The sequence below is a fragment of the Saccharothrix sp. AJ9571 genome (assembly GCF_021725495.1).
GTDB classification, from domain to species: domain Bacteria; phylum Actinomycetota; class Actinomycetes; order Mycobacteriales; family Pseudonocardiaceae; genus Amycolatopsis; species Amycolatopsis magusensis.
The window spans coordinates 5538436-5555841 of sequence record NZ_CP091382.1 but is presented as its reverse complement, the minus strand read 5'-3'; the positions used below and the strand labels follow the sequence as shown (position 1 = coordinate 5555841).

The window sequence follows — 17406 nt, the reverse complement described above, 5'->3', positions numbered from 1 at the left end:
TCGGCCATTGGGGTGAACTCCGTACGGACCGTCGTGTCGGCGTCTTTGGACCACGGCACGTTCGACCCTCCCCTCGCCGGGCCGCCGAGGGACACGTCAGCGCCACGCTGTTCAGCCGTGCCGTACCTCTGCCGCTGGCCGCGTAGTCCGAGGTCAGGCCAGGTCGTTCCTCCAGCGCGAGGCCGCCCACACTCATCAACCACATCCGCAGAAGCTGGCCACCCGGGTCGGATTGAGCATAGTCCGCGAACATCCCCGCGCCGGACGAGCTGAGGGTCAACCAGAGCGTCGCCGCCCATCTATGGAAGTCGACCATCGACTCCGCCTTCCAGGCCGCCTACACCGACGCCCTCGCCACCGCGCAGGAAACCCTCACGCTCAGCGCGCTGCACGAGTGCCTCAGCGTCTGGACCGCGATAGCCGAGCACACCCGCGCCGATCCCCACGCCCGCCAAGCCATGCTCGCCGCCGCCGGCAAGATCCAGGCCACCGGCTGGCCACGACCGGAACCGTGCCCTGGGACGACCCGCGTTCCCAGCACGACCCTCGGGCGCCGCGCATCCCGCTGCCTCGGCAGGCGGCCTGGTGATCGACCGCGTCGTGGGTTCAGGACAGATCGGCGAAGGTTTCGACTGCGCGGGTGCGCCCGGCGACGATCAGCACGTCACCGCGTTTGACGACGGTGTCGGCGGTGGCGTAGGTGAAGTCGTGGCCGGGGCGTTTGATGGCGACCACGGTGACCTCGTGGTGGGTGCGCAGCCGGCTTTCGCCGAGTGGGACGCCGATGGCCCCGGCCGGGGCGAGCGTTTTGACCATGGCGTAGTCGTCCTCGAACTCGATGTAGTCCAGCATGCGGCCGGTGACCAGGTGCGCGACGCGTTCGCCCATCTCGTGTTCGGGCAGCACGACCTGGTGGGCGCCCATCCGCTCGAGGATGCGGCCGTGCTGGCGGCTGGTCGCCTTGGCCCAGATGTGCGGGATCCCGAAGTCGACCAGCAAGGCGGTGGTCAGGATGCTGGCTTCGAGCTCGGTGCCGATGGCCACCACGGCACGCTGAAAGTCCGGGACGCCGAGCTGGCGCAGCGCGGTTTCGTCGGTGGTGTCGGCGACCGCGGAGTGGGTGAGGTCGTCGGCGTAGCGCTGCACGAGCGCGGCCCGCGAGTCGATGCCCAGCACCTGGGAACCGTGGGCGGTCAGTTCACGGGCCAGAGAGCTGCCGAACCGGCCGAGGCCGATCACGACGACGCGGCCTGGGCGGGGAGTGGAATGGTTGTTAGCCAACGATGGGTCGCTCCTCGGGTAGTTCGTAGCGGCGTGCGCGTTCGCGCAGCGCCAGCGCGGCGGCCAGGGTGATCGGTCCCAGTCTGCCCAGGAACATCAAGCCCACCAGCAGCAGTTGCCCGGCGGGTTCGATTGACGCGGTGATCCCGGTGGACAGGCCGACGGTGCCGAACGCGGACACGGACTCGAAGAGCACCGCGTCCAGTGGCAGCCCGGTGATCAGCAGCAGCCCGAGTGTCGCCGCGGCGACCGCGCCCACGCCGAGCAGGGCGACGGTGAGAGCCTGGCGCTGGACTTCGGCCGAGAGTCGCCTGCCCATCACGTGCACGCTGGGTTCACCGCGGATCTCGGCGACGATGACGAAGGCCAGCAGGGCGAAGGTGGTCACCTTGATCCCGCCCGCGGTGCCCGCGCTGCCGCCGCCGATGAACATCAGGAAGTCGGTGACCAGCAACGCCGCCGGGCTCATCTGCGCCACGTCGAGAGTGTTGAACCCGGCGGTGCGCGGGCTGACGCCGTGGAACGCCCCGACGAGCAGCTTGTCGCCCAGGCCCATCGGCCCGAGGGTGTCCGGATTGGACCATTCGATCGCGGTGATCACCACGATGCCGAACACGGTCAGCGCGGCGTAGGTGGCCAGGGTGATCCGCGCGTGCAGCGACCAGCGCCGCAACCGGCCGCGCAGGCGGCGCCCGAGCTCGAACAGCACCGGGAATCCCAGGCCGCCGGTGATCAGCGCGATCATGATCGGCACGGTGATCCACGGATCGACCGCGTAGGGGGTGAGACTGGTGGCGTAGAGGGCGAAACCGGCGTTATTGAACGCCGAGATCGCGTGGAAGACGCCCTCGTAGACCGCGCGTCTCCAGGACATGTCGTGGCCGGAGGCGAATCTGGCGGTCAGCACGATCGCCGTGACCAGCTCGACCGCCACGCTCACGGCCACGACCCTGAGCACGACGCCGCGCACCTCGCCCAGGCCGAGCGCCTTGGTCTCGGCCTGCGCGGTCAGCTGCATCCGCAGTCCCATGCGGCGGGCGACGAGCAGGCCCAGCAACGACGCAAGGGTCATGATCCCGAGCCCGCCTGCCTGGATCAGCCCCAGGATCACCAGTTCGCCGAAGGTGGACCAGTGGGTGGCGGTGTCCACCACGACCAGACCGGTCACGCACACCGCCGAGGTGGCGGTGAACAAAGCCGCCACGAACCCCGTCGACTGGCCGGTTTCGGTGGCCGCGGGCAGCATCAGCAGCACCGTGCCGATCAGCACGGCCGCGCCGAAGCCGAGCACCACCATGCGTGCCGGATGGCCGATGCTGGACAAGGCCCGCCGGGGCTGCCTCCTGATCACGGCGCCACCGGAGCGGTCCGCTGTGAGTAAACCACGTTCACTCCACCCAGCTGATCAGCATGTCGTCGGCTCGCACGGTGCTCACGGCGGGGTCGTTCCACCAGTGACGCACCCCCGCGCGACGCACCGCCACCACCGTAGGGCCGCACTGCTGCACCGGCACGCCGACCTCGTCCGGTGCGGGGCGGCGTTCGCGTTCGTCCCCGGAGAGCAGCAGGCGAGTGGCACGGGCGAGGTCCAGCCCGGTCGCCGCCGGCGCGGCCAGTTCGCCGGTAACCCGGGTGGCGATTACGGCCAGGTCCGCTCCGGCGCGCCGTAACGCCGCGACCTGGCTGGGTGCCCGCGCGGCGACCACGAGCTTCGCCGACGTGGTCAGGTGGCGGACGAGTCCGGTCAGTTCCAGTGCTGTGGCGTCGTTCATGCAGGTGATCACGACGGCGGCGGCCCGTGGTATCCCGGACCGGCGCAGCACCGCGGCATCGGTCGCGTCACCGGCGATCGCCCGCACGCCTGCCGCTGCCGCCGCGGCCAGCCGTTCGGCGCGCCGCTCCAGCACGACCAGCTGGCCAGGCAACCCGGCTGGTTCGGTCGTCAGGGCCATGACCGCCAAAGCGCCGGTGCGGCCATAGCCGATCACGGCGGTGATCGACGAGAGCTCTTCCACGGACCAAAGTTCACATATCACCCGATGGCTGGACCTCGTCCGACGCGCGCGTTGACGTTTTCTTAACATCATCCGGCGGTGAGCTCGGCCTAGGTCGGCGTCGCCGTCAATTTCCTCTTAGGACCTGCGGCGGTGCCTCGAGCGAGGAGGCCTCGCGCCCTACGGTCACGCCGGAGGTGGGGGCATATGGGCGAGCAATCGCTGGTGGTCGGGTTCGGCGTGGTGGGTGCCAGCGCCACCAGATATCTGCTTGGCAGCGGATTCGCGTCCGCGGGCATCGCCGTCGTCGACCTCTGCCCTGATGCCGTCGAACGAGCCACCGGCATGGGAGTGCGCGCGATTTTGGGTGACGGCACGGACCGCCAGGTGCTGGCCACGGCGATGCCCGGGCCGGTCGGGCACGCGGTGGTCGCGGTGGGCGACGACCAGGCGGCCCTGCTGATCACGATGCTGATCCGCGAAGTGCGTCCGGCCGCGAAGGTGGTGACGGCCGTCCGTGAAGACAGCCACCTGGCGTACGTTCACCGCCACGGGGCCGATTTTGCCATGACCACCGCCGAGGTGACCGGCACTGTGCTCGGACGCGCACTGTCGGGACAAGGCGAACGGGACTCCAGGATGCCGCCTATGCCTTGGACGGTCGAGGAACGCCTGGTGCTGCCGTCCCAGGTCGGGCAGCCGATCACCGACTGCGACCCAGCGGCGGTCGGCGTGGTCCGCGGCACCGACCGCTTCTGGGGCCCGGACGCGGCGCAGCTGCCGCTGGAGCCGGGGGATCACCTGGTCCTTCTGCGCGCACAGCCCACTCACCGGACGGATTGCTGACTCCTCAGATGCCCAAGTTCACGGCGGTCACCAAGCGGCTCCTGCTCGGCCGTCCGTTCCGCAGCGACCGGCTCTCGCACACGTTGCTGCCCAAGCGGATCGCGCTGCCGGTGTTCGCTTCGGATCCGATGTCGAGCGTGGCTTATGCCCCGGAAGAGATCCTGCTGGTGTTGTCGGTGGCGGGGGCGTCGGCGTATGTGTTCAGCCCGTGGATCGCGGTGCTGGTCGCCGTGGTGATGGCCGCGGTCGTGGCCTCCTATCGGCAGAACGTCCGCGTCTACACCTCGGGCGGCGGCGACTACGAGGTGGCCACGACCAACCACGGCCCTCGGTGGGGCCTGGTGGTGGGCAGCGCTCTGCTCGTGGACTACGTGCTGACCGTGGCGGTGTCGATCGCGTCCGCCGCGGCGAACATCGGCTCCGTGGTGGGGTTCGTGGGTGCGCACAAGGTCGAGTTCGCTGTCGCCGCCATCGTGGTGCTCACCGCGATGAACCTGCGGGGCGTGCGGGAGTCCGGTACCGCGTTCGCCATTCCGACCTATGCCTTCGTCTTCGGTATCCTGGTCATGATCTTCTGGTCGCTGGTGCGGGTGTTCGTGCTCGGCGAGCAGGTGCGGGCCGAAAGCGCGGATTTCGAGCTGGTGCAGGAGCACGGTGAGCTCGCGGGCCTGGGGTTCGCTTTCCTGATCCTGCGTGCCTTCTCCTCCGGGAGTGCCGCGCTGACCGGGGTGGAAGCGATCAGCAACGGTGTGCCCGCGTTCCGGAAGCCGAAGGGACGCAACGCCGCGACCACCCTGCTACTGATGGGCGTGCTCGCCGTCACCATGTTCCTCGGATTGATCATGCTGGCCAGGCTCACCGGTGCTCAGGTCGCCGAGGACCCGGCACACCAGCTGATCGGCGCGCCCGCGGACTACGAGCAGAAAACGCTGGTCGCCCAGCTCGCCGACGCGGTCTTCGCCGGTTTCCCGCCGGCGACCTGGTACGTCATCTTCTTCACCGGCCTCATCCTGGTCCTGGCCGCGAACACCGCCTTCAACGGGTTTCCCGTGCTCGGCTCCATCCTCGCCCAGGACCGCTACCTGCCGCGCCAGCTGCACACCCGCGGCGACCGGCTGGTGTTCTCCAACGGGGTGCTCTTCCTCGCCGGGTTCGCCATCGTCCTGGTGGTCGCTTTCGACGCCGAGGTGACCCGGCTGATCCAGCTCTACATCGTCGGCGTGTTCATGTCCTTCGTGATCAGCCAGAGCGGCATGATCCGCCACTGGAACCGCTTGCTGCGCACAGGCCGTTGTGTCCAGAGGGCGGGCGGGAGGCTGGCAGCGGTCTCGGCTGGCACGGGTGTTGCTCCATGCGGGTATCTTCAAGCTCTCTTGCTCTGAAACTCAAACGCCCTGCCTCGCCCGCCTATATCCTGAGAGGGTCCTTCACAGCTTCCGGAATCACCAGAGGTGACTGCCACTCGAGGTGAACGCCCCAGTGATACGAGGCGGACAACCGTGGACACAGGAGATGCGCCGATCGCGAAGTCGCGATTCGGCTCACGTGTACGACCCCGTCCATAATTGTTCTGGCAACGGCCGAAATAATACCTCTTAGCCCGAGTTTCGAAAGGAATGACACATGAGAGATACGATCCGAAACTTTGTACTGCCGTTTGCTGTTTCCGCAGGACTGCCTGCCATGGTGGCACCACCGGCTTCCGCCGAACCTACGTCCATATTATCCGAGTACTCCAGCAGCAATGGTGTGACGCTCAGCGGGGACTGGAACGGTGACGGGATCGATACGCCAGGACTGTTCGTGGCGGGAGTCAACGGCGGGACGAACACGTTCTATTTGCGTAACAGCAATACCACTGGCGTAGCGCACATTACGCTAATCTACGGCAATGGCGGATGGCCGGTGGCAGGAGACTGGGACGGGGACGGCGACGATACGATCGGCCTAGTCAAGCTGGACACCGGCAATGCGAGTACGTGGATGCTGCGCAACAGCAATACCACCGGAATCGCCGACGTCACTTTCATCTACGGCAGTTACGGCTGGCCGGTGACAGGGGACTGGGACGGCGATGGCGACGACACCGCAGGCGTGGTCAGATTCGACACAGGTAGCGTGAACACATGGATGTTGCGCAACAGCAACACCGCCGGGGCTGCCGACATCAACTTCAACTACGGCACCGATAGGTACCCCGTAGTGGGGGATTGGGATGGTGACGGTGACGACACTGCAGGGGTGTTCACCTGGACTTCTCCGGCAAACACTTGGCTGCTGCGTAACAGCAATAACGCGGGGATCGCTGACAACACTTTCACCTACGGCACCAAGGGATGGCAACTGTCCGGCGACTGGGACAATGATGGCGACGATACTCCGGGTATTGTCTACGAAGGACAGAATCCCCGACCGTGGCATTTGCGCAACAGCAACACCAGCGGCATCGCCGATATCTCATTCTTGTACGGCTGAACACGGCACATCACAGAGCAATAGAGACACCCTCCTCGGAGATGCTGAATGTCCTGGAGGCCTGCCTGCACTGCCTCGGCGGTCCCGAGCGTCCGGACTGCGTGCACGCGGACTGCTGCTCCGGACATGCCGATGACTGAGGCCGACCGGCCCCGGATGCAGGAGGACATTCTCTGCGTTACGTCGACACTGTGCTCGGGCATGGTCCGCGGCTGAACTACTGGCTTCGTGACGGGTTGGCGCGGGCCGAGTCGGCCGCGCTCCGGACTGGCTTCCTCACCGCCCCGGCGATAGACGCCATAAAGTCTGCGCTCGCCGCATTCCTCGCCCGAGACGGGCACCTACTGATCGTTGCCGGCGGCGCCCCGGACCAAGCCGATGCGGACGCATAAATTATCGGCAAACTCGTGACGCGCCGGAGAGGGATCTTCTCCACCCGTGCGGTTTGGTTTCCGGCCAGGCCGATCCGAAGGCCGGAACCCTTAAGTTCCCGAAGGCACGGCCGCACATCGCTGTACAGGTTTTCCTCGGCGAAGGTCTCCGGCTGGCCGACAGCCGCCCGTCGCTCGCGTTCCACCGCCAGGTCGAAGCCAGGTTCGAAGACCTGGAAAGTCTCCCGATAGTCCTTACCCTGAGCGATTACGGCGCCGAAGACGGCGGAGAACGTGTGGCGCGGAACTCCGAGCCAGTCGGCCCAGGTCCCGTACTCGCGGGTTTCGTCTACCAATACCTCGCCCACGTCGAAGAAGACCGCTTCGATCCTCGCCACGTAAAGATCCTCCCTGCCCTGCATGACGGTCACCGCCTATGGTGCCCGACGTGGGGTACCAATGCTCCGGAGGCCGTTCTGCGAACGGGTTGGACGGTACCTCGCCACGATCTTGCCGGGTTGACTATGCGTCTCGGTCATGCACGCATCGTTACAGAAGGTGTTCACATGCCGGACACGCAATGTGTTCGGCCTCGGGCGGTCGCCGCAGCCGCCGATTGTGCGGGCTGGGAACATCGATCGCCTGTGGTCCCGGTCAGCGCCCGATCAGGGTGTCGTGGATATGGTCATCGAGCTCGGCGAAGAAGTCTTCAGTTCGCCATGGCCGGAGATTGCGCCGAGTTAGCCGAATTCGCTGTGCGGCGACCCGGCCACCCGTGGCCGCGGTGATGTCGACGGCCTCGTGCAGGAGATCGACGCAGGCGGCCGGATCGCCGAGGCGCAACCGTGCGAGAGCCAGATCGGTGCTGACGATGCCGCGTTGGACAGCGTCTCGCGATAGCCGCAAAGCGGAGAGCGACCGGTCGAGGTTGTCGTGTGCGTGGCCCGCGTCGCCCGCATGGAGGGCGCACAGGCCATCGAATCCGTTCAGTCGGTCAGCGTTGAACCCGCCGTGTGGATCGTCGACGGTCAGCTGCTCGACGGTCTTCCACGCTCGCCCCAGGGCAACAGCCGCCTCGTTGGCTTGACCAGCCCGAGCGCAGATTTCAGCGTGCACGGCGTGGGCGCGGGCTCGAACCGCGTAGCTGGAGCCACGGTGAGCGTCGACGGTCGCAGCGCGGGCGATCGTCCGCGCCGCTTCCAGGTCGTCGGTCGCGTGCAAGGTCACCATGGTGTGGCTCGTCTGGACCGCGGCTCGACGGCTTCGGTCCGCGAGGTGCCCGGCCGTCCTGGTCGCGTCGGCGTACAGCGCCATCGCCGCCTCGTCGTCACGGGTTTCGAAGGCCAAGCGGCCGGCGAGCGAGTACGCAACCGTGGCAAGCAGGAGCAATTCCTGCTGCGAATCGGCCTGGTGAAGCTTCAGGAGCCGTCGGCACGAATCGACGATAGGCGCGAGCTGGAGCTGGAGGCGTACGAACGGGGTCGTACCGACGAGCCCGTTGATCGCCGTGACCGACTCGTGCAGCTGGCGGACGACCTCATGGTCGAGCTCCGAGGGATCCCGCTGGATCGCGGCGATGGTCGACTGCGTCCCAGGCGACAGCAGCATGAGCAGGTCGCCGTTGTCGTTTCGTCCGCTGTGGCCGACCAGCTCGACGAGCTGTCGTACCCGCTCAGGTGGCGTTCCGAGATGACGAAGCGCGTCCAGCAGGGTGGCGAAATCGGATCCGGGACCAATCGCCAGGTCACCGGCTGGGGTTCGCGCGTAGAGCTGCGCGAGAAGGAACTGGTAGCGGTCGCCGGGGCTGGTTCGGTCGGTGACGCTTTCCCACCGGGCGACAGTGCGCTGAATGCTGGCGACCTGCCTGTTCATCAAGGAAGCGACCGTGAGCTGGCGTGCGATGTCCCGCAGCGCTCGGGCCAGGTCAGCCCAGGACCAGCCGCGCCCCTCGCGCAGCTGGCGCAGCAGGAGCGCCCCGGACGCCCGGTCGGTCGTGGTCACGATGCCCAGTACACCATCCGAACGAGGTCACACGGGCACGACCAGGCGCGGTTTGCCCTGCTCGGCTGCATAGTTCACGGTGTACCAAGTGCCGCTGGTCGGCTCGGAGCCCCGGGGGAAGCCGATCACGAAGCCGCTGCGATCGACCATCCATCGGTTACGAGCGTGGTAGGCCGCGGTGCCCAATCGGTCAGCTCCCAACTCCACGACCTCGACGAGCCGGCCCGTGTCCTGCCATCGGCGGATGCTCGCTACAGCCGCTGCCGGTTGGTCGGCCACCGCGCAGGGCACCACGACGGTCAACGACGCCTGACAGCGGTCGGCCAGCCAGTTCAGGGCGGCCGTGTCGATTCCGGCGGCGCCTCCGAGGTAGAAGTGAGCATCCGGGGAAGTGAACGGCCGGAGATAGTCGTCGAACAGACCGGGAAGCTCAGACTCGCCGGTAATCGAGCGGGTGCCGGTGATCGTCACGTGTCGAGCCACGCTTCCCTGCTCCTTCGCGAATGTCATCGAATGTCATCTGCCCCGCCGTGCCTGATCACGATCTCATGAACGCGCGGGCTGGGGTGAGGGTCGCCCCGGCCTCGCTGTGGCCGGTTGCCCATCCCAACGACGACCACGGTGATCACGATGAGCCTACTGGCCACGATGAACCGGCTGGGGATCAAGAACGGTGGTCAGGTGCAGTGGACTGCATGCTCTGTCAGTTGGTCGAGGACGGCTTCACGTTCCACCTCGGCGGTGAGCGATTGGTTTCGGTCGTTCTGGTCGCCTCCTGCCGATGGAAGAGCCACGTCGATCTGCTCACCATCACGGAGTCTGACCGTAACTGGCCGCTCTCGACTTGCGCGAACGCCTATGGCCACCGAAGAGGGTGCGAACGCCGCCGTGCTCTCCCCAGAACGCTGGCGGTTGGTTCGGCCAGAGGCGCGGGAGCGATGACAACGGCGAGTCGCCGCGTAGTCGTGCGCAGGCGACACCCCAACAAATGTCCGCTCGTCGTAGCTCGGGTATTCGAAACTGTTAACCGAGACAGGTCGCTGAGGGGTGAGCGGTGGTGAGGCCGTCCTCCGCCTCGACGGAAGTCCACTCGCGGGTGTGCTGGCGGGAGTCACCGGGTGCTCCGTCCGGGTGGCCGGCTGTTCGCCGCCGCGATCTCACGTTTCGCGTCCACGCTCGACGGGCTGCGCGCCGGGATGATCACCGACCAGGCGTTCGAGGCGATCGTCGAAAACGACCTGCGCACCGGAGTCCACCGCAACCCCGACGTCGAAGGCCGGCCCGAATGGTTCACCCTCGCCTACTTCCACCACCCCGATGAACTCCGCGCGGAGGTGCGGCGCAGCGGTTTCCCGGACGCCGAGGTGTTCGCGATGGAAGGCCCGTGCGGACAAGCGAGCATGAACATCGACCTCGACGATCCGGCAGCCCGTGACGCGGCGCTTCGCGCCATCGCCCGCATCGAACAGGAGCCGAGCCTCCTCGGCGCCAGCCCGCACCTGCTCGCAGTGGCGACCAAACCATGACCAACCCGCGATCACGACGATGTGCGATCGTCGGGCGCCCGGAATGACGGCACGAGCCCGGCTCGCAGCTTCGGATGCTGAAGCGAGCGAGAAAGCTCAAACCCGAGCTGCAAGCCGAAAAGGTGCTGGCCGAACGCTTCCGTGCTCAGGGCCACCAGGCCCGGCTGGTGAGGATCCACCGCCACGGACGGCGTGTGGACACCGGCATCGGGTCGCGGTCGACGTGCAGGACTTGGCTATCGCCGGTAAGGAAGCCCACGCCTGGATCGCCGTTCGGCTCCTGCGGGCACGCTGCGGGTGTTCACCGCCAGTCAAGCGCACGTCGTGCTCGCCGCAGCCGAGCCGCCGGACCCGGCGTGATCGGCTCAAGGCACCTCAGGCCCGCATCATTTCAGCCGCTCATCGGCGAGCCCGGTAGTTCCAGGTAGTTCACAGTTCCCTCGGCGCGGGTCGAGCCGGGGAAGGTGATGGTCTCCCCGAAACACACTGACCACGAATTCTTTCCCACTCCGGAATCGGGGCACTTCCAGGTATCTTTCACTTGGTGACCGGACGGCCTGTACAGAGACACTGATGCGTTCGCCTCGAAAAGGACGGATTTGTTGTTACGCACGATGACCGCCCCTTGCATGGATTTTCTCTTTGGCGACACCACAATGCATGATTGTGCGACCACAGAGGCAGCGACGGTCACCGTGGTTCCGCACGTCCAGGTGCTGGCACTGGAAGTGATCGGGTTGGTGTTCCCGTAGGCATTCCAGACGCCGTCCGCAGCCGCGGCGGGGCCAGCGGTCGCCAGGCCGAGCCCGAGAACGACCGCGACGATCGCTGTCAATCCCGCGAGAACTCTCCGTGTGAACAGCATCGATGCTTCCCTTTCGTCGCCATGACGCCGCGCCCGCCCTCGCGTACCTGCGAAGGAGGATGCCCTCTTCCCGGTGAACGGCGGGTTGCCGAGGACCACGTCCAAGGATGCGGGCAGCACTTTCAGCCCGCTTTCATGGCGGAGAAGGTGGTCGGGCTTTCGATCGACCGTGCCCTACCTCCAATGGGCGGTCAGCGCGCCCGCGACCAGCTCGCGCGACCGGGTTCCCTGCGACGCACAAGGCCGTTCAGGTAGTCGCAGGCCGTCTCTCCCGGAGGCGTGGCCGAGTCTGCAACCAGGCTGAGAATCAGTGGGCCGTGCAGGTGGGCATGGTTGACCTCGCTCCTATGATCCATGAGCATCCGCTGGCTTACCTGCTCGCACTCGAGGGCATCGCGTTGTTGCGCGCGTTCACCGGGGAACTCGATCGCGATTTCGTGGATTCGCGGATCGCGGAAGTCCGCAGGTTGCTCGACGACGAATCGCTGGCGAACGCAGGCGTGGACGTCGATCGGGTGGACACGGTCGAGGGTTACCGGGTGTGGTCGGCGACCTATGACCAGCCCGGCAACGCGGCATTCGACCTCGACGAACCTCTGGTCAAGGAGATCGTCGACGCGCTCCCGGTGGGCGTTGCCCTGGACGCCGGGTGCGGCACCGGACGTCATGCGCAACTGCTGGCCGAGCGCGGTCATCGGATCGTCGGCGTGGACAGCTCACCCGACATGCTCTCGACGGCGCGCGAGCGTGTGCCGCAGGGTAAATTTCTGCTCGGCGACTTGCACGAACTCCCGGTGGCCGACTCCGCGGTGGATCTGGTCGTCTGCGCTCTGGCGCGACGTGCTCCGGCAGCAGAGCCGCAGTGCCTGCGACCGACGCGGTCCCCAGGCAAAGCGTGGAGCGGGGCACCTCTCCGACACCGTGACTGGGTTGCTCGGCTGCTTGATCGTTTGGCGGGGGTGTGAGGCGCGCTGAGCGGGGTTACTCGCCGAGGACGCTGGGGTAGGCCGGGGCGATGTCATCCATGAGGTCGAGTCCGTCGACCCACCGCACCCGGTGTTCGGTGTCTTGATCTTGGTTGGCGTTCTGTCCGCCCAGCGGCGGGTAGAAGCCCGCGCCGCCGGCGGCGCTGCCACCGCGTGGACTCGCCGCCGCGCTGATGTTGCCCGACCCGGTTAAGGCGGCCGGGCCGCCGGGCTGCCCGGCCAGCGCTCCGGGACCAGCGCCGAGGACGGGGTTGGCGCCCGGTGCCCAGTTCGGGCCGCTGCCGGGGCGCGCGAGGCCGTCGGCGCCGATGAGGCCTGTAGGACCAGGTGTGCCGCCGGGTGCCGTGGTGGTCGCGGCGGCGTGGGTGCTGCCGAAATCCAGATTTTCACCCGCGGCGTCGTCGGCGTCGTTCCTGCGCGGCGGAACGTTCGGCGCGGCGTCGTCGGGCCGTGGCTCAGGCGGGGGCGCTGGTGGCGTGGGTGCCGGGTCGGTGGTGATGGCGGGGGTCGCGGCGAACGGTTGCGGCAGGCTGCGGTGGGTGTCGCGGCTGGCGTCCTCGTATTCGGTCATCACCCGTACTGCGTCGTTCTTGGCGTCGGCGGCCTGCTGTTTCTTGGGTAGATGATCGTCGAGCAGGTTGTTCATGAAGTACAGCCCATCGGGCCCGTCGAGCGGGCTGACTCCGCGCCCGTCTTTGAACCAGCGTTCAGCGTAGTAGTGCACCGGTTCCGGGATCTTGCGCTGGGCTTCGGAGATGGCCGAGTTGTAGTTGTCCAGGCCGAGTCCGACGCCGTGGGCTTGGTCGCTGGCTGTGCTGGCCCACTGGGTCAGCGTGGACACCGACGCGGCGGCACGCTGCGCGGATGGGCCCTGCCAGGCGAACATCAATTCCTGCATGGTGGCCTGGATGTCGCTGGTAGCGAGGCTGAGTTCGCGAGCGAGAACACCCCAGTGGTGCGCGACCGAGCCCACCGCGCCGGGTTCTGCGGATTTGATCATCTTCCACAGTTGGTAGTGCTCGTAGACCCGCCAGTTGATCGGTGCGAACACATCGGCGTCGCGTAGATTCTGTTCCCGTTCCCGTTCCCGTTTCCGCTTGACCCGCCGCTTCTTCGCGCGGCGGCGCTCCCGTGCCGACTGCCCCTCGTGGGCGGACTGATCCCGCGCGACGTCGCCTGGATGCCGGGCGTGGCTGGGGCTCACGTCCGCTGTTCCGCTGCCGCGCGGCGCAGGCCGGCGGCCGCGCTCTGGTCGTGCTGCTCATGAGCGGCCCGGACCCCGGCGAGTGTGTGCCGCAGTGACGCCAACTCGGCCAGGTAGCCCTGGAGCGAAGCCTGCACCCCGCCGGGCGCGGCGCCGCCGCGCAACCCGAATGCCTGCCGCATCGGGCGGGTCACCGGGCTGGACCCGTCCTGCAACCCCGCCCCGAGCCGCTGAGCACCAGGCAAGAAACTCGACAGGTGGTCGTAGTGACGGGCCAGCGCCGTCTCCGCCGCAATCACCTGGTCATAGTCCATGGCCAGCACGTCGGAATACGACGGCACGACCCCAGCTTCGCCCGCTCCGCTCGGGCGTTCCACATCAGCAGCCCGCGCCCGGTTGTCGCGCTCGCGCTTCTCGCGGTCGCGCTCGACCCGAGCTTGATCGCGCCCCAGCTCGGCATCTTCTCTGGTCCGCACCCTTGCCATAACCACCATCTTCACATCTCAGCTACCTGGGATGGCACCTTTGCTGCACACGCAGGCACGATCCCTGCACACCTGATCGCCCCGACCCGGCATCCACAAGATCGCCGAGCGCCAGCCACCGCCTCGCCCCGGCGGACGAGGTCGATCAGGTCCGGGATCATTGGCTCCAGGTTTTCGCGTCACGAGGGCGGGGTAATGGTCCACACATGTGGTTCGCACTGAGCTTGCCGTTGATCTTGATGGTGGTAGCACTGATGATGGACGGGGTGGAGCGGCGTGTCACCCCCGCCCGAGCCCGCCGTCACTGATCAGACCGGACAACCGCTGACCAGTCGGCAATGCTGGCAACTACTGCACCGCACAGCCGTCGGCAGACTGGTCTACACCCACCACGCACTCCCCGCGGTCTGCCCGGCCCGGTTCACCGCGATCGCCACCCGCATCCTCATCCCCACCACCGAACAACCCTGGCTACCCGACCTCACCGGACAGGTCATCGCCGTGCACGCAGACGAACTGTCGGACACCGGGCCACTGTGGACAGTCACCGTGGTCGGCCACGCCCAACACCAAGGCGACATCATCATTATCGCTGCGGGAACCCAATCGGCGACCCCGCCGGCCATCGATGGCCGGCCGGGCCCACCGCCTGACGTGAAACAAAATCCCTTCTAGGCCCGCACGAACAAGACCGAGTTCTCACGTAACCAAGGCGTCGGGGCGATATTCGCGCACCAGGCGGCCAGCGGTTAGCGGTTGGCTTCGGGCTCTTCGACGGTCTGCCAGCGCCCGGCCTGGTAGAGGAAGCGGAAGCTGTCCTTGCCGTTGAGCGGCCCTTCGAGTTCGGCGGAGAGCTGCACGGTGGCGCTGGGCTTGTCGTCGACGGTGTACAGCTCGACCTCGGTGATCTGCGCGTTCTCGTAGGTCTCGCGCAGTGATTCGCTCATGCGGTTGCGCAGGTTGGTGACAGCGGCCTGGCAGGTGCCGTCCCCGAATTGCATGCCGATCCCGCGGGCTTTGGCAGGGGTGAGCAGACCGCAGGCGATGGAGGCGTTGCCGGAGACCCAGGCGTCGAGGTAGGCACGGGCGGCTTCGCGGGCGCCGTTCTCGTCGTTGGTGGTGCCCAGATCGCCGAGCTCGCTGCCGTCGTCAAGACCAGGACGGTCGCTGCTGCCGCACCCGCTGAGAAGGGCGGCAACGGCGAGCACGGACATCAGTACTACGGCGGAGTTACGCAAGGGAGCGAACCTTCCTGATGCAGTGGAAAAACGGTGTTCACGCTGACCGACATGAGGCAACTTGCTCGGACTTCGGACGGTGCGCAGGGGTCGCACCGTCGGACCGTCCTCGACGCCTATCCGATTCACCGGGCTCCGTGCGTTGTGGCACGGAGCCGAAAGCGCATGCTCGCCGAGAAATTCCATGGCCTCTCGCCTGAACGCGCGGTATCCGGGGCGCCGACTAGGACTTGGCGGCGCGACAGGTGCGGTGCCAAGTGCGGAAACCTGTGCTGGACAAGTTCCCGCCACAGTGTTGCGTTGCACCCGGAGCGCACTGTCAACCATGCGCGACATCCTGACGAAGCGATCCCACACCAGAGGTAATCGTTACCCAGGAAGGCACGAATATTGCACAACGCCGCTGGACCGACACCTCGCTGCCCGATGCCACGCCGGGCGAGTCTTCGGCGAAGGTCCGTGGCTCAGCCGATGTTCGGCCTACCCTGCGCTGGGAGCGCAGTGCAGCGGAAAGGACAGCCGTCCGAACACAGTCGCGACCGCAACATTCCGGCGACACCCTGCCAGCCTGACACGCCCTGGGGCACTCGCTCCGTGCTGCGGTCCTCGGTCGCGGCCGGGCGACATCATCGGTGTCCCGATGCCGGGGCCAAGCGCCGCCGGTGTCGAGCGGGCAGGTCGGCGGCGAACCGGCTCACCAGCCCGGCCAGGACGTCCCGATCACCCGAAGACCAGCCGTGCAGCAGAGCGGAAAGGATTCGGCGGCGCGCGGCGGCGGCCCGCTCGCGCAGTCGCTCACCGGCCGGAGTCAAAACCAGAACTTTGCGACGCGCGTCGGCAATGCTGCGTGCCCGGTCGAGGTAGCCGGCGGCGTGCGCGGCAGTGACGAACCGGCTCGCGGTGGACTCATCGACATCGAGTTCGGCGCCTGCGGCGCCGATGGTGACCTCGCCGCCGCGGGCGCGGGTGCCGACGGCTTCAGTCACCAGGATGTGGGCGTAGGCGACCGGCTGCCCCTGCTCGTCGTGCAACGGCGGCTGCCGTTCCGGCTGCCTTGGGCGTCGTCGGGGGGCATGACCGTAGCCCACGTCGAGAACTCCCCGAAGAACTCGCGGTGCAGGATGCTCGGACCAGCCGCGGTCGCGGATCGCCTGCTTCACTGTCGCGAGTGACGATGACGGCGGTGGTGTAGCCCTCTGTGTAACGGCCGATTCGCAGACGGTCACCACCGATTCGGGGGTCGCCCGTAGCAGGCTGATGGTGGGTCTGTTTGCGGCACTGGCCGCGGTGTTCATGGTAGGCAGCTACGAACTCAAAAAATTCAGTAATGGCAGGAATTTCTTCGCTGATCGTGGCCGCACCATCGAATTTGGTATTGTCATCCTCGTGGCGCTTGTTATGTTCGGCATCCGGATCTTCGACCCCCAGACCGACGAACCGCCGATTCTTGCACAAGCACCCGCCAACCTGGCGAACACGCAGGGTGTCGACCTCGACATCGGGCAGACGCGGCACCAGGACGTGCCCGGCGTGGACCTCAGTCCTTCCGCCACCGGAGACCAACTCAACGCCATGACTCACGGCGCCCCTCGCTTCGCGGTAGCCGATGACGAGGAGGGCTCGGCCTTCGAACGGTGCTCCCGGGTCGCTGCCGACGCGTGGTCGAAGGGACTGCCGAACGCGTACGCCCTGCGGACAGGCACGATCTTGTGTGTGCGCACCGACCAAGGCAACCTCGCCGCACTCTCGCTCACACATGTTCCCTCGGCAGGCGAGCAGTACATCTCCTTCACATTCGTCACCTGGCGGCACACTTCTCGACCCTCGGCGAGTAATCTCCTCGGCTGGGTGCAGTAGATGCCAATCAGGAGTGTCGCATCTGCATCTGATCGGATGGGGTAAGCAAATCTGGCGGCCGTGCCCACTACGCCGGTCGTGGAGCAGATAGGTGACGGTGGCCGTCTGCGCTTCGGCCCACTGCATCACCGTTGCCACCACGATGTTCGGGGCCTCACGGTCATTTGGTCATAGCGCACACCGGAACGCCGTCCGTGTCCTCCTCATCCGGCTCGCGCAGCCAACACAGAGATGAGAGCTCGCGATTCCAGCGATCCGGGCGAGGGCGACGGTTCCC

General features: G+C 67.0%; 18 protein-coding genes and 1 pseudogene. 8 read left to right on the top strand and 11 right to left on the bottom strand.

The window, feature by feature from the left end:
• Positions 1 to 251 precede the first annotated feature (251 nt).
• Positions 252 to 677 (top strand): DUF6247 family protein, encoded by a 426-nt coding sequence (locus tag L3Q67_RS25755; protein ID WP_499191641.1) that lies wholly within the window; start codon positions 252 to 254, stop codon positions 675 to 677.
• Here the strand turns inward: L3Q67_RS25755 and L3Q67_RS25750 are convergent.
• The 3 genes from L3Q67_RS25750 to L3Q67_RS25740 form a co-directional block, all read right to left on the bottom strand.
• Positions 607 to 1281 (bottom strand): potassium channel family protein, encoded by a 675-nt coding sequence (locus tag L3Q67_RS25750; RefSeq protein WP_499184039.1) that lies wholly within the window; start codon positions 1279 to 1281, stop codon positions 607 to 609. The genes L3Q67_RS25755 and L3Q67_RS25750 overlap by 71 nt on opposite strands.
• Complete coding sequence (locus tag L3Q67_RS25745; protein ID WP_499191640.1) at positions 1274 to 2578, bottom strand: TrkH family potassium uptake protein; 1305 nt, start codon at positions 2576 to 2578, stop codon at positions 1274 to 1276. The genes L3Q67_RS25750 and L3Q67_RS25745 overlap by 8 nt, the downstream gene beginning before the upstream one ends.
• Before the next feature lie 91 nt (positions 2579 to 2669).
• Positions 2670 to 3296, bottom strand: coding sequence for a Rossmann-fold NAD(P)-binding domain-containing protein (locus L3Q67_RS25740; RefSeq protein ID WP_499184038.1), 627 nt, complete (start codon positions 3294 to 3296; stop codon positions 2670 to 2672).
• Positions 3297 to 3482: 186 nt separating this feature from the next.
• On the opposite strand from L3Q67_RS25740, the gene L3Q67_RS25735 reads away from it, so the two are divergent.
• The 3 genes and pseudogenes from L3Q67_RS25735 (at position 3483) to L3Q67_RS25725 (ending at position 6596) form a co-directional block, all read left to right on the top strand.
• The gene (locus tag L3Q67_RS25735; protein ID WP_499184037.1) at positions 3483 to 4121 is read left to right on the top strand and encodes a potassium channel family protein; all 639 of its coding nucleotides are present in this window, start codon (positions 3483 to 3485) and stop codon (positions 4119 to 4121) included.
• 8 nt (positions 4122 to 4129) lie between these two features.
• Positions 4130 to 5404 (top strand): annotated as a pseudogene (locus L3Q67_RS25730) (APC family permease); the annotation flags it as partial.
• A 340-nt stretch (positions 5405 to 5744) separates the two neighbouring features.
• Positions 5745 to 6596, top strand: coding sequence for a hypothetical protein (locus L3Q67_RS25725; protein WP_499184036.1), 852 nt, complete (start codon positions 5745 to 5747; stop codon positions 6594 to 6596).
• A 217-nt stretch (positions 6597 to 6813) separates the two neighbouring features.
• Here the strand turns inward: L3Q67_RS25725 and L3Q67_RS25720 are convergent, their stop codons facing one another.
• The 3 genes from L3Q67_RS25720 to L3Q67_RS25710 all read right to left on the bottom strand — a co-directional run bounded on the left by L3Q67_RS25720 (position 6814) and on the right by L3Q67_RS25710 (position 9478).
• Positions 6814 to 7389, bottom strand: coding sequence for an HAD family hydrolase (locus L3Q67_RS25720; RefSeq protein WP_499191639.1), 576 nt, complete (start codon positions 7387 to 7389; stop codon positions 6814 to 6816).
• A 232-nt stretch (positions 7390 to 7621) separates the two neighbouring features.
• Positions 7622 to 8968 carry an NsdA family TPR-like regulatory protein gene (locus L3Q67_RS25715; protein WP_499184035.1) on the bottom strand — a complete coding sequence of 449 codons (1347 nt, stop codon included), beginning with the start codon at positions 8966 to 8968 and terminating at the stop codon, positions 7622 to 7624.
• A 27-nt stretch (positions 8969 to 8995) separates the two neighbouring features.
• Positions 8996 to 9478 (bottom strand): hypothetical protein, encoded by a 483-nt coding sequence (locus L3Q67_RS25710; RefSeq protein WP_499184034.1) that lies wholly within the window; start codon positions 9476 to 9478, stop codon positions 8996 to 8998.
• A 608-nt stretch (positions 9479 to 10086) separates the two neighbouring features.
• Between L3Q67_RS25710 and L3Q67_RS25705 the strand changes: the two genes are divergently transcribed.
• Complete coding sequence (locus L3Q67_RS25705; protein ID WP_499184033.1) at positions 10087 to 10494, top strand: hypothetical protein; 408 nt, start codon at positions 10087 to 10089, stop codon at positions 10492 to 10494.
• Between the two features lie 391 nt (positions 10495 to 10885).
• On the opposite strand, the gene L3Q67_RS25700 is transcribed toward L3Q67_RS25705, so the two are convergent.
• Positions 10886 to 11359, bottom strand: a complete 474-nt coding sequence (locus L3Q67_RS25700) for a hypothetical protein (RefSeq protein WP_499184032.1) — start codon at positions 11357 to 11359, stop codon at positions 10886 to 10888.
• A gap of 347 nt (positions 11360 to 11706) precedes the next feature.
• Here L3Q67_RS25700 and L3Q67_RS25695 point away from each other — a divergent pair, with 347 nt between their 5' ends.
• Entirely contained in the window at positions 11707 to 12324 is a 618-nt protein-coding gene (locus L3Q67_RS25695) for a class I SAM-dependent DNA methyltransferase (protein ID WP_499184031.1), read from the top strand.
• 16 nt (positions 12325 to 12340) lie between these two features.
• On the opposite strand, the gene L3Q67_RS25690 is transcribed toward L3Q67_RS25695, so the two are convergent.
• Together L3Q67_RS25690 and L3Q67_RS25685 are read right to left on the bottom strand one after the other, a co-directional pair.
• The gene (locus L3Q67_RS25690) at positions 12341 to 13549 is read right to left on the bottom strand and encodes a PPE domain-containing protein (RefSeq protein WP_499184030.1); all 1209 of its coding nucleotides are present in this window, start codon (positions 13547 to 13549) and stop codon (positions 12341 to 12343) included.
• The gene (locus tag L3Q67_RS25685; protein ID WP_499184029.1) at positions 13546 to 14034 is read right to left on the bottom strand and encodes a hypothetical protein; all 489 of its coding nucleotides are present in this window, start codon (positions 14032 to 14034) and stop codon (positions 13546 to 13548) included. Before L3Q67_RS25685 ends, L3Q67_RS25690 begins: the two co-directional genes overlap by 4 nt.
• Before the next feature lie 276 nt (positions 14035 to 14310).
• Between L3Q67_RS25685 and L3Q67_RS25680 the strand changes: the two genes are divergently transcribed.
• Entirely contained in the window at positions 14311 to 14709 is a 399-nt protein-coding gene (locus tag L3Q67_RS25680) for a PNPOx family protein (protein WP_499184028.1), read from the top strand.
• A 74-nt stretch (positions 14710 to 14783) separates the two neighbouring features.
• Here the strand turns inward: L3Q67_RS25680 and L3Q67_RS25675 are convergent, their stop codons facing one another.
• Both L3Q67_RS25675 and L3Q67_RS25670 read right to left on the bottom strand, forming a co-directional pair.
• Positions 14784 to 15248, bottom strand: a complete 465-nt coding sequence (locus L3Q67_RS25675; RefSeq protein ID WP_499184027.1) for a hypothetical protein — start codon at positions 15246 to 15248, stop codon at positions 14784 to 14786.
• 650 nt (positions 15249 to 15898) lie between these two features.
• The gene (locus L3Q67_RS25670) at positions 15899 to 16303 is read right to left on the bottom strand and encodes a MarR family winged helix-turn-helix transcriptional regulator (RefSeq protein ID WP_499184026.1); all 405 of its coding nucleotides are present in this window, start codon (positions 16301 to 16303) and stop codon (positions 15899 to 15901) included.
• 226 nt (positions 16304 to 16529) lie between these two features.
• Between L3Q67_RS25670 and L3Q67_RS25665 the strand changes: the two genes are divergently transcribed.
• Positions 16530 to 17129, top strand: coding sequence for a hypothetical protein (locus L3Q67_RS25665; RefSeq protein WP_499184025.1), 600 nt, complete (start codon positions 16530 to 16532; stop codon positions 17127 to 17129).
• The last annotated feature ends 277 nt before the right edge of the window (positions 17130 to 17406 follow it).

Excerpts from the sequence above, each read along its gene's own strand:
- L3Q67_RS25745 (WP_499191640.1), bottom strand. The coding sequence starts at position 2,578 with ATGGTGGTGCTCGGCTTCGGCGCGGCCGTGCTGATCGGCACGGTGCTG.
- L3Q67_RS25735 (WP_499184037.1), top strand. The coding sequence starts at position 3,483 with ATGGGCGAGCAATCGCTGGTGGTCGGGTTCGGCGTGGTGGGTGCCAGC.
- L3Q67_RS25725 (WP_499184036.1), top strand. The coding sequence starts at position 5,745 with ATGAGAGATACGATCCGAAACTTTGTACTGCCGTTTGCTGTTTCCGCA.
- L3Q67_RS25720 (WP_499191639.1), bottom strand. The coding sequence starts at position 7,389 with ATGCAGGGCAGGGAGGATCTTTACGTGGCGAGGATCGAAGCGGTCTTC.
- L3Q67_RS25710 (WP_499184034.1), bottom strand. The coding sequence starts at position 9,478 with ATGACATTCGCGAAGGAGCAGGGAAGCGTGGCTCGACACGTGACGATC.
- L3Q67_RS25700 (WP_499184032.1), bottom strand. The coding sequence starts at position 11,359 with ATGCTGTTCACACGGAGAGTTCTCGCGGGATTGACAGCGATCGTCGCG.
- L3Q67_RS25695 (WP_499184031.1), top strand. The coding sequence starts at position 11,707 with ATGATCCATGAGCATCCGCTGGCTTACCTGCTCGCACTCGAGGGCATC.
- L3Q67_RS25685 (WP_499184029.1), bottom strand. The coding sequence starts at position 14,034 with ATGGCAAGGGTGCGGACCAGAGAAGATGCCGAGCTGGGGCGCGATCAA.
- L3Q67_RS25675 (WP_499184027.1), bottom strand. The coding sequence starts at position 15,248 with ATGTCCGTGCTCGCCGTTGCCGCCCTTCTCAGCGGGTGCGGCAGCAGC.
- L3Q67_RS25665 (WP_499184025.1), top strand. The coding sequence starts at position 16,530 with ATGGTGGGTCTGTTTGCGGCACTGGCCGCGGTGTTCATGGTAGGCAGC.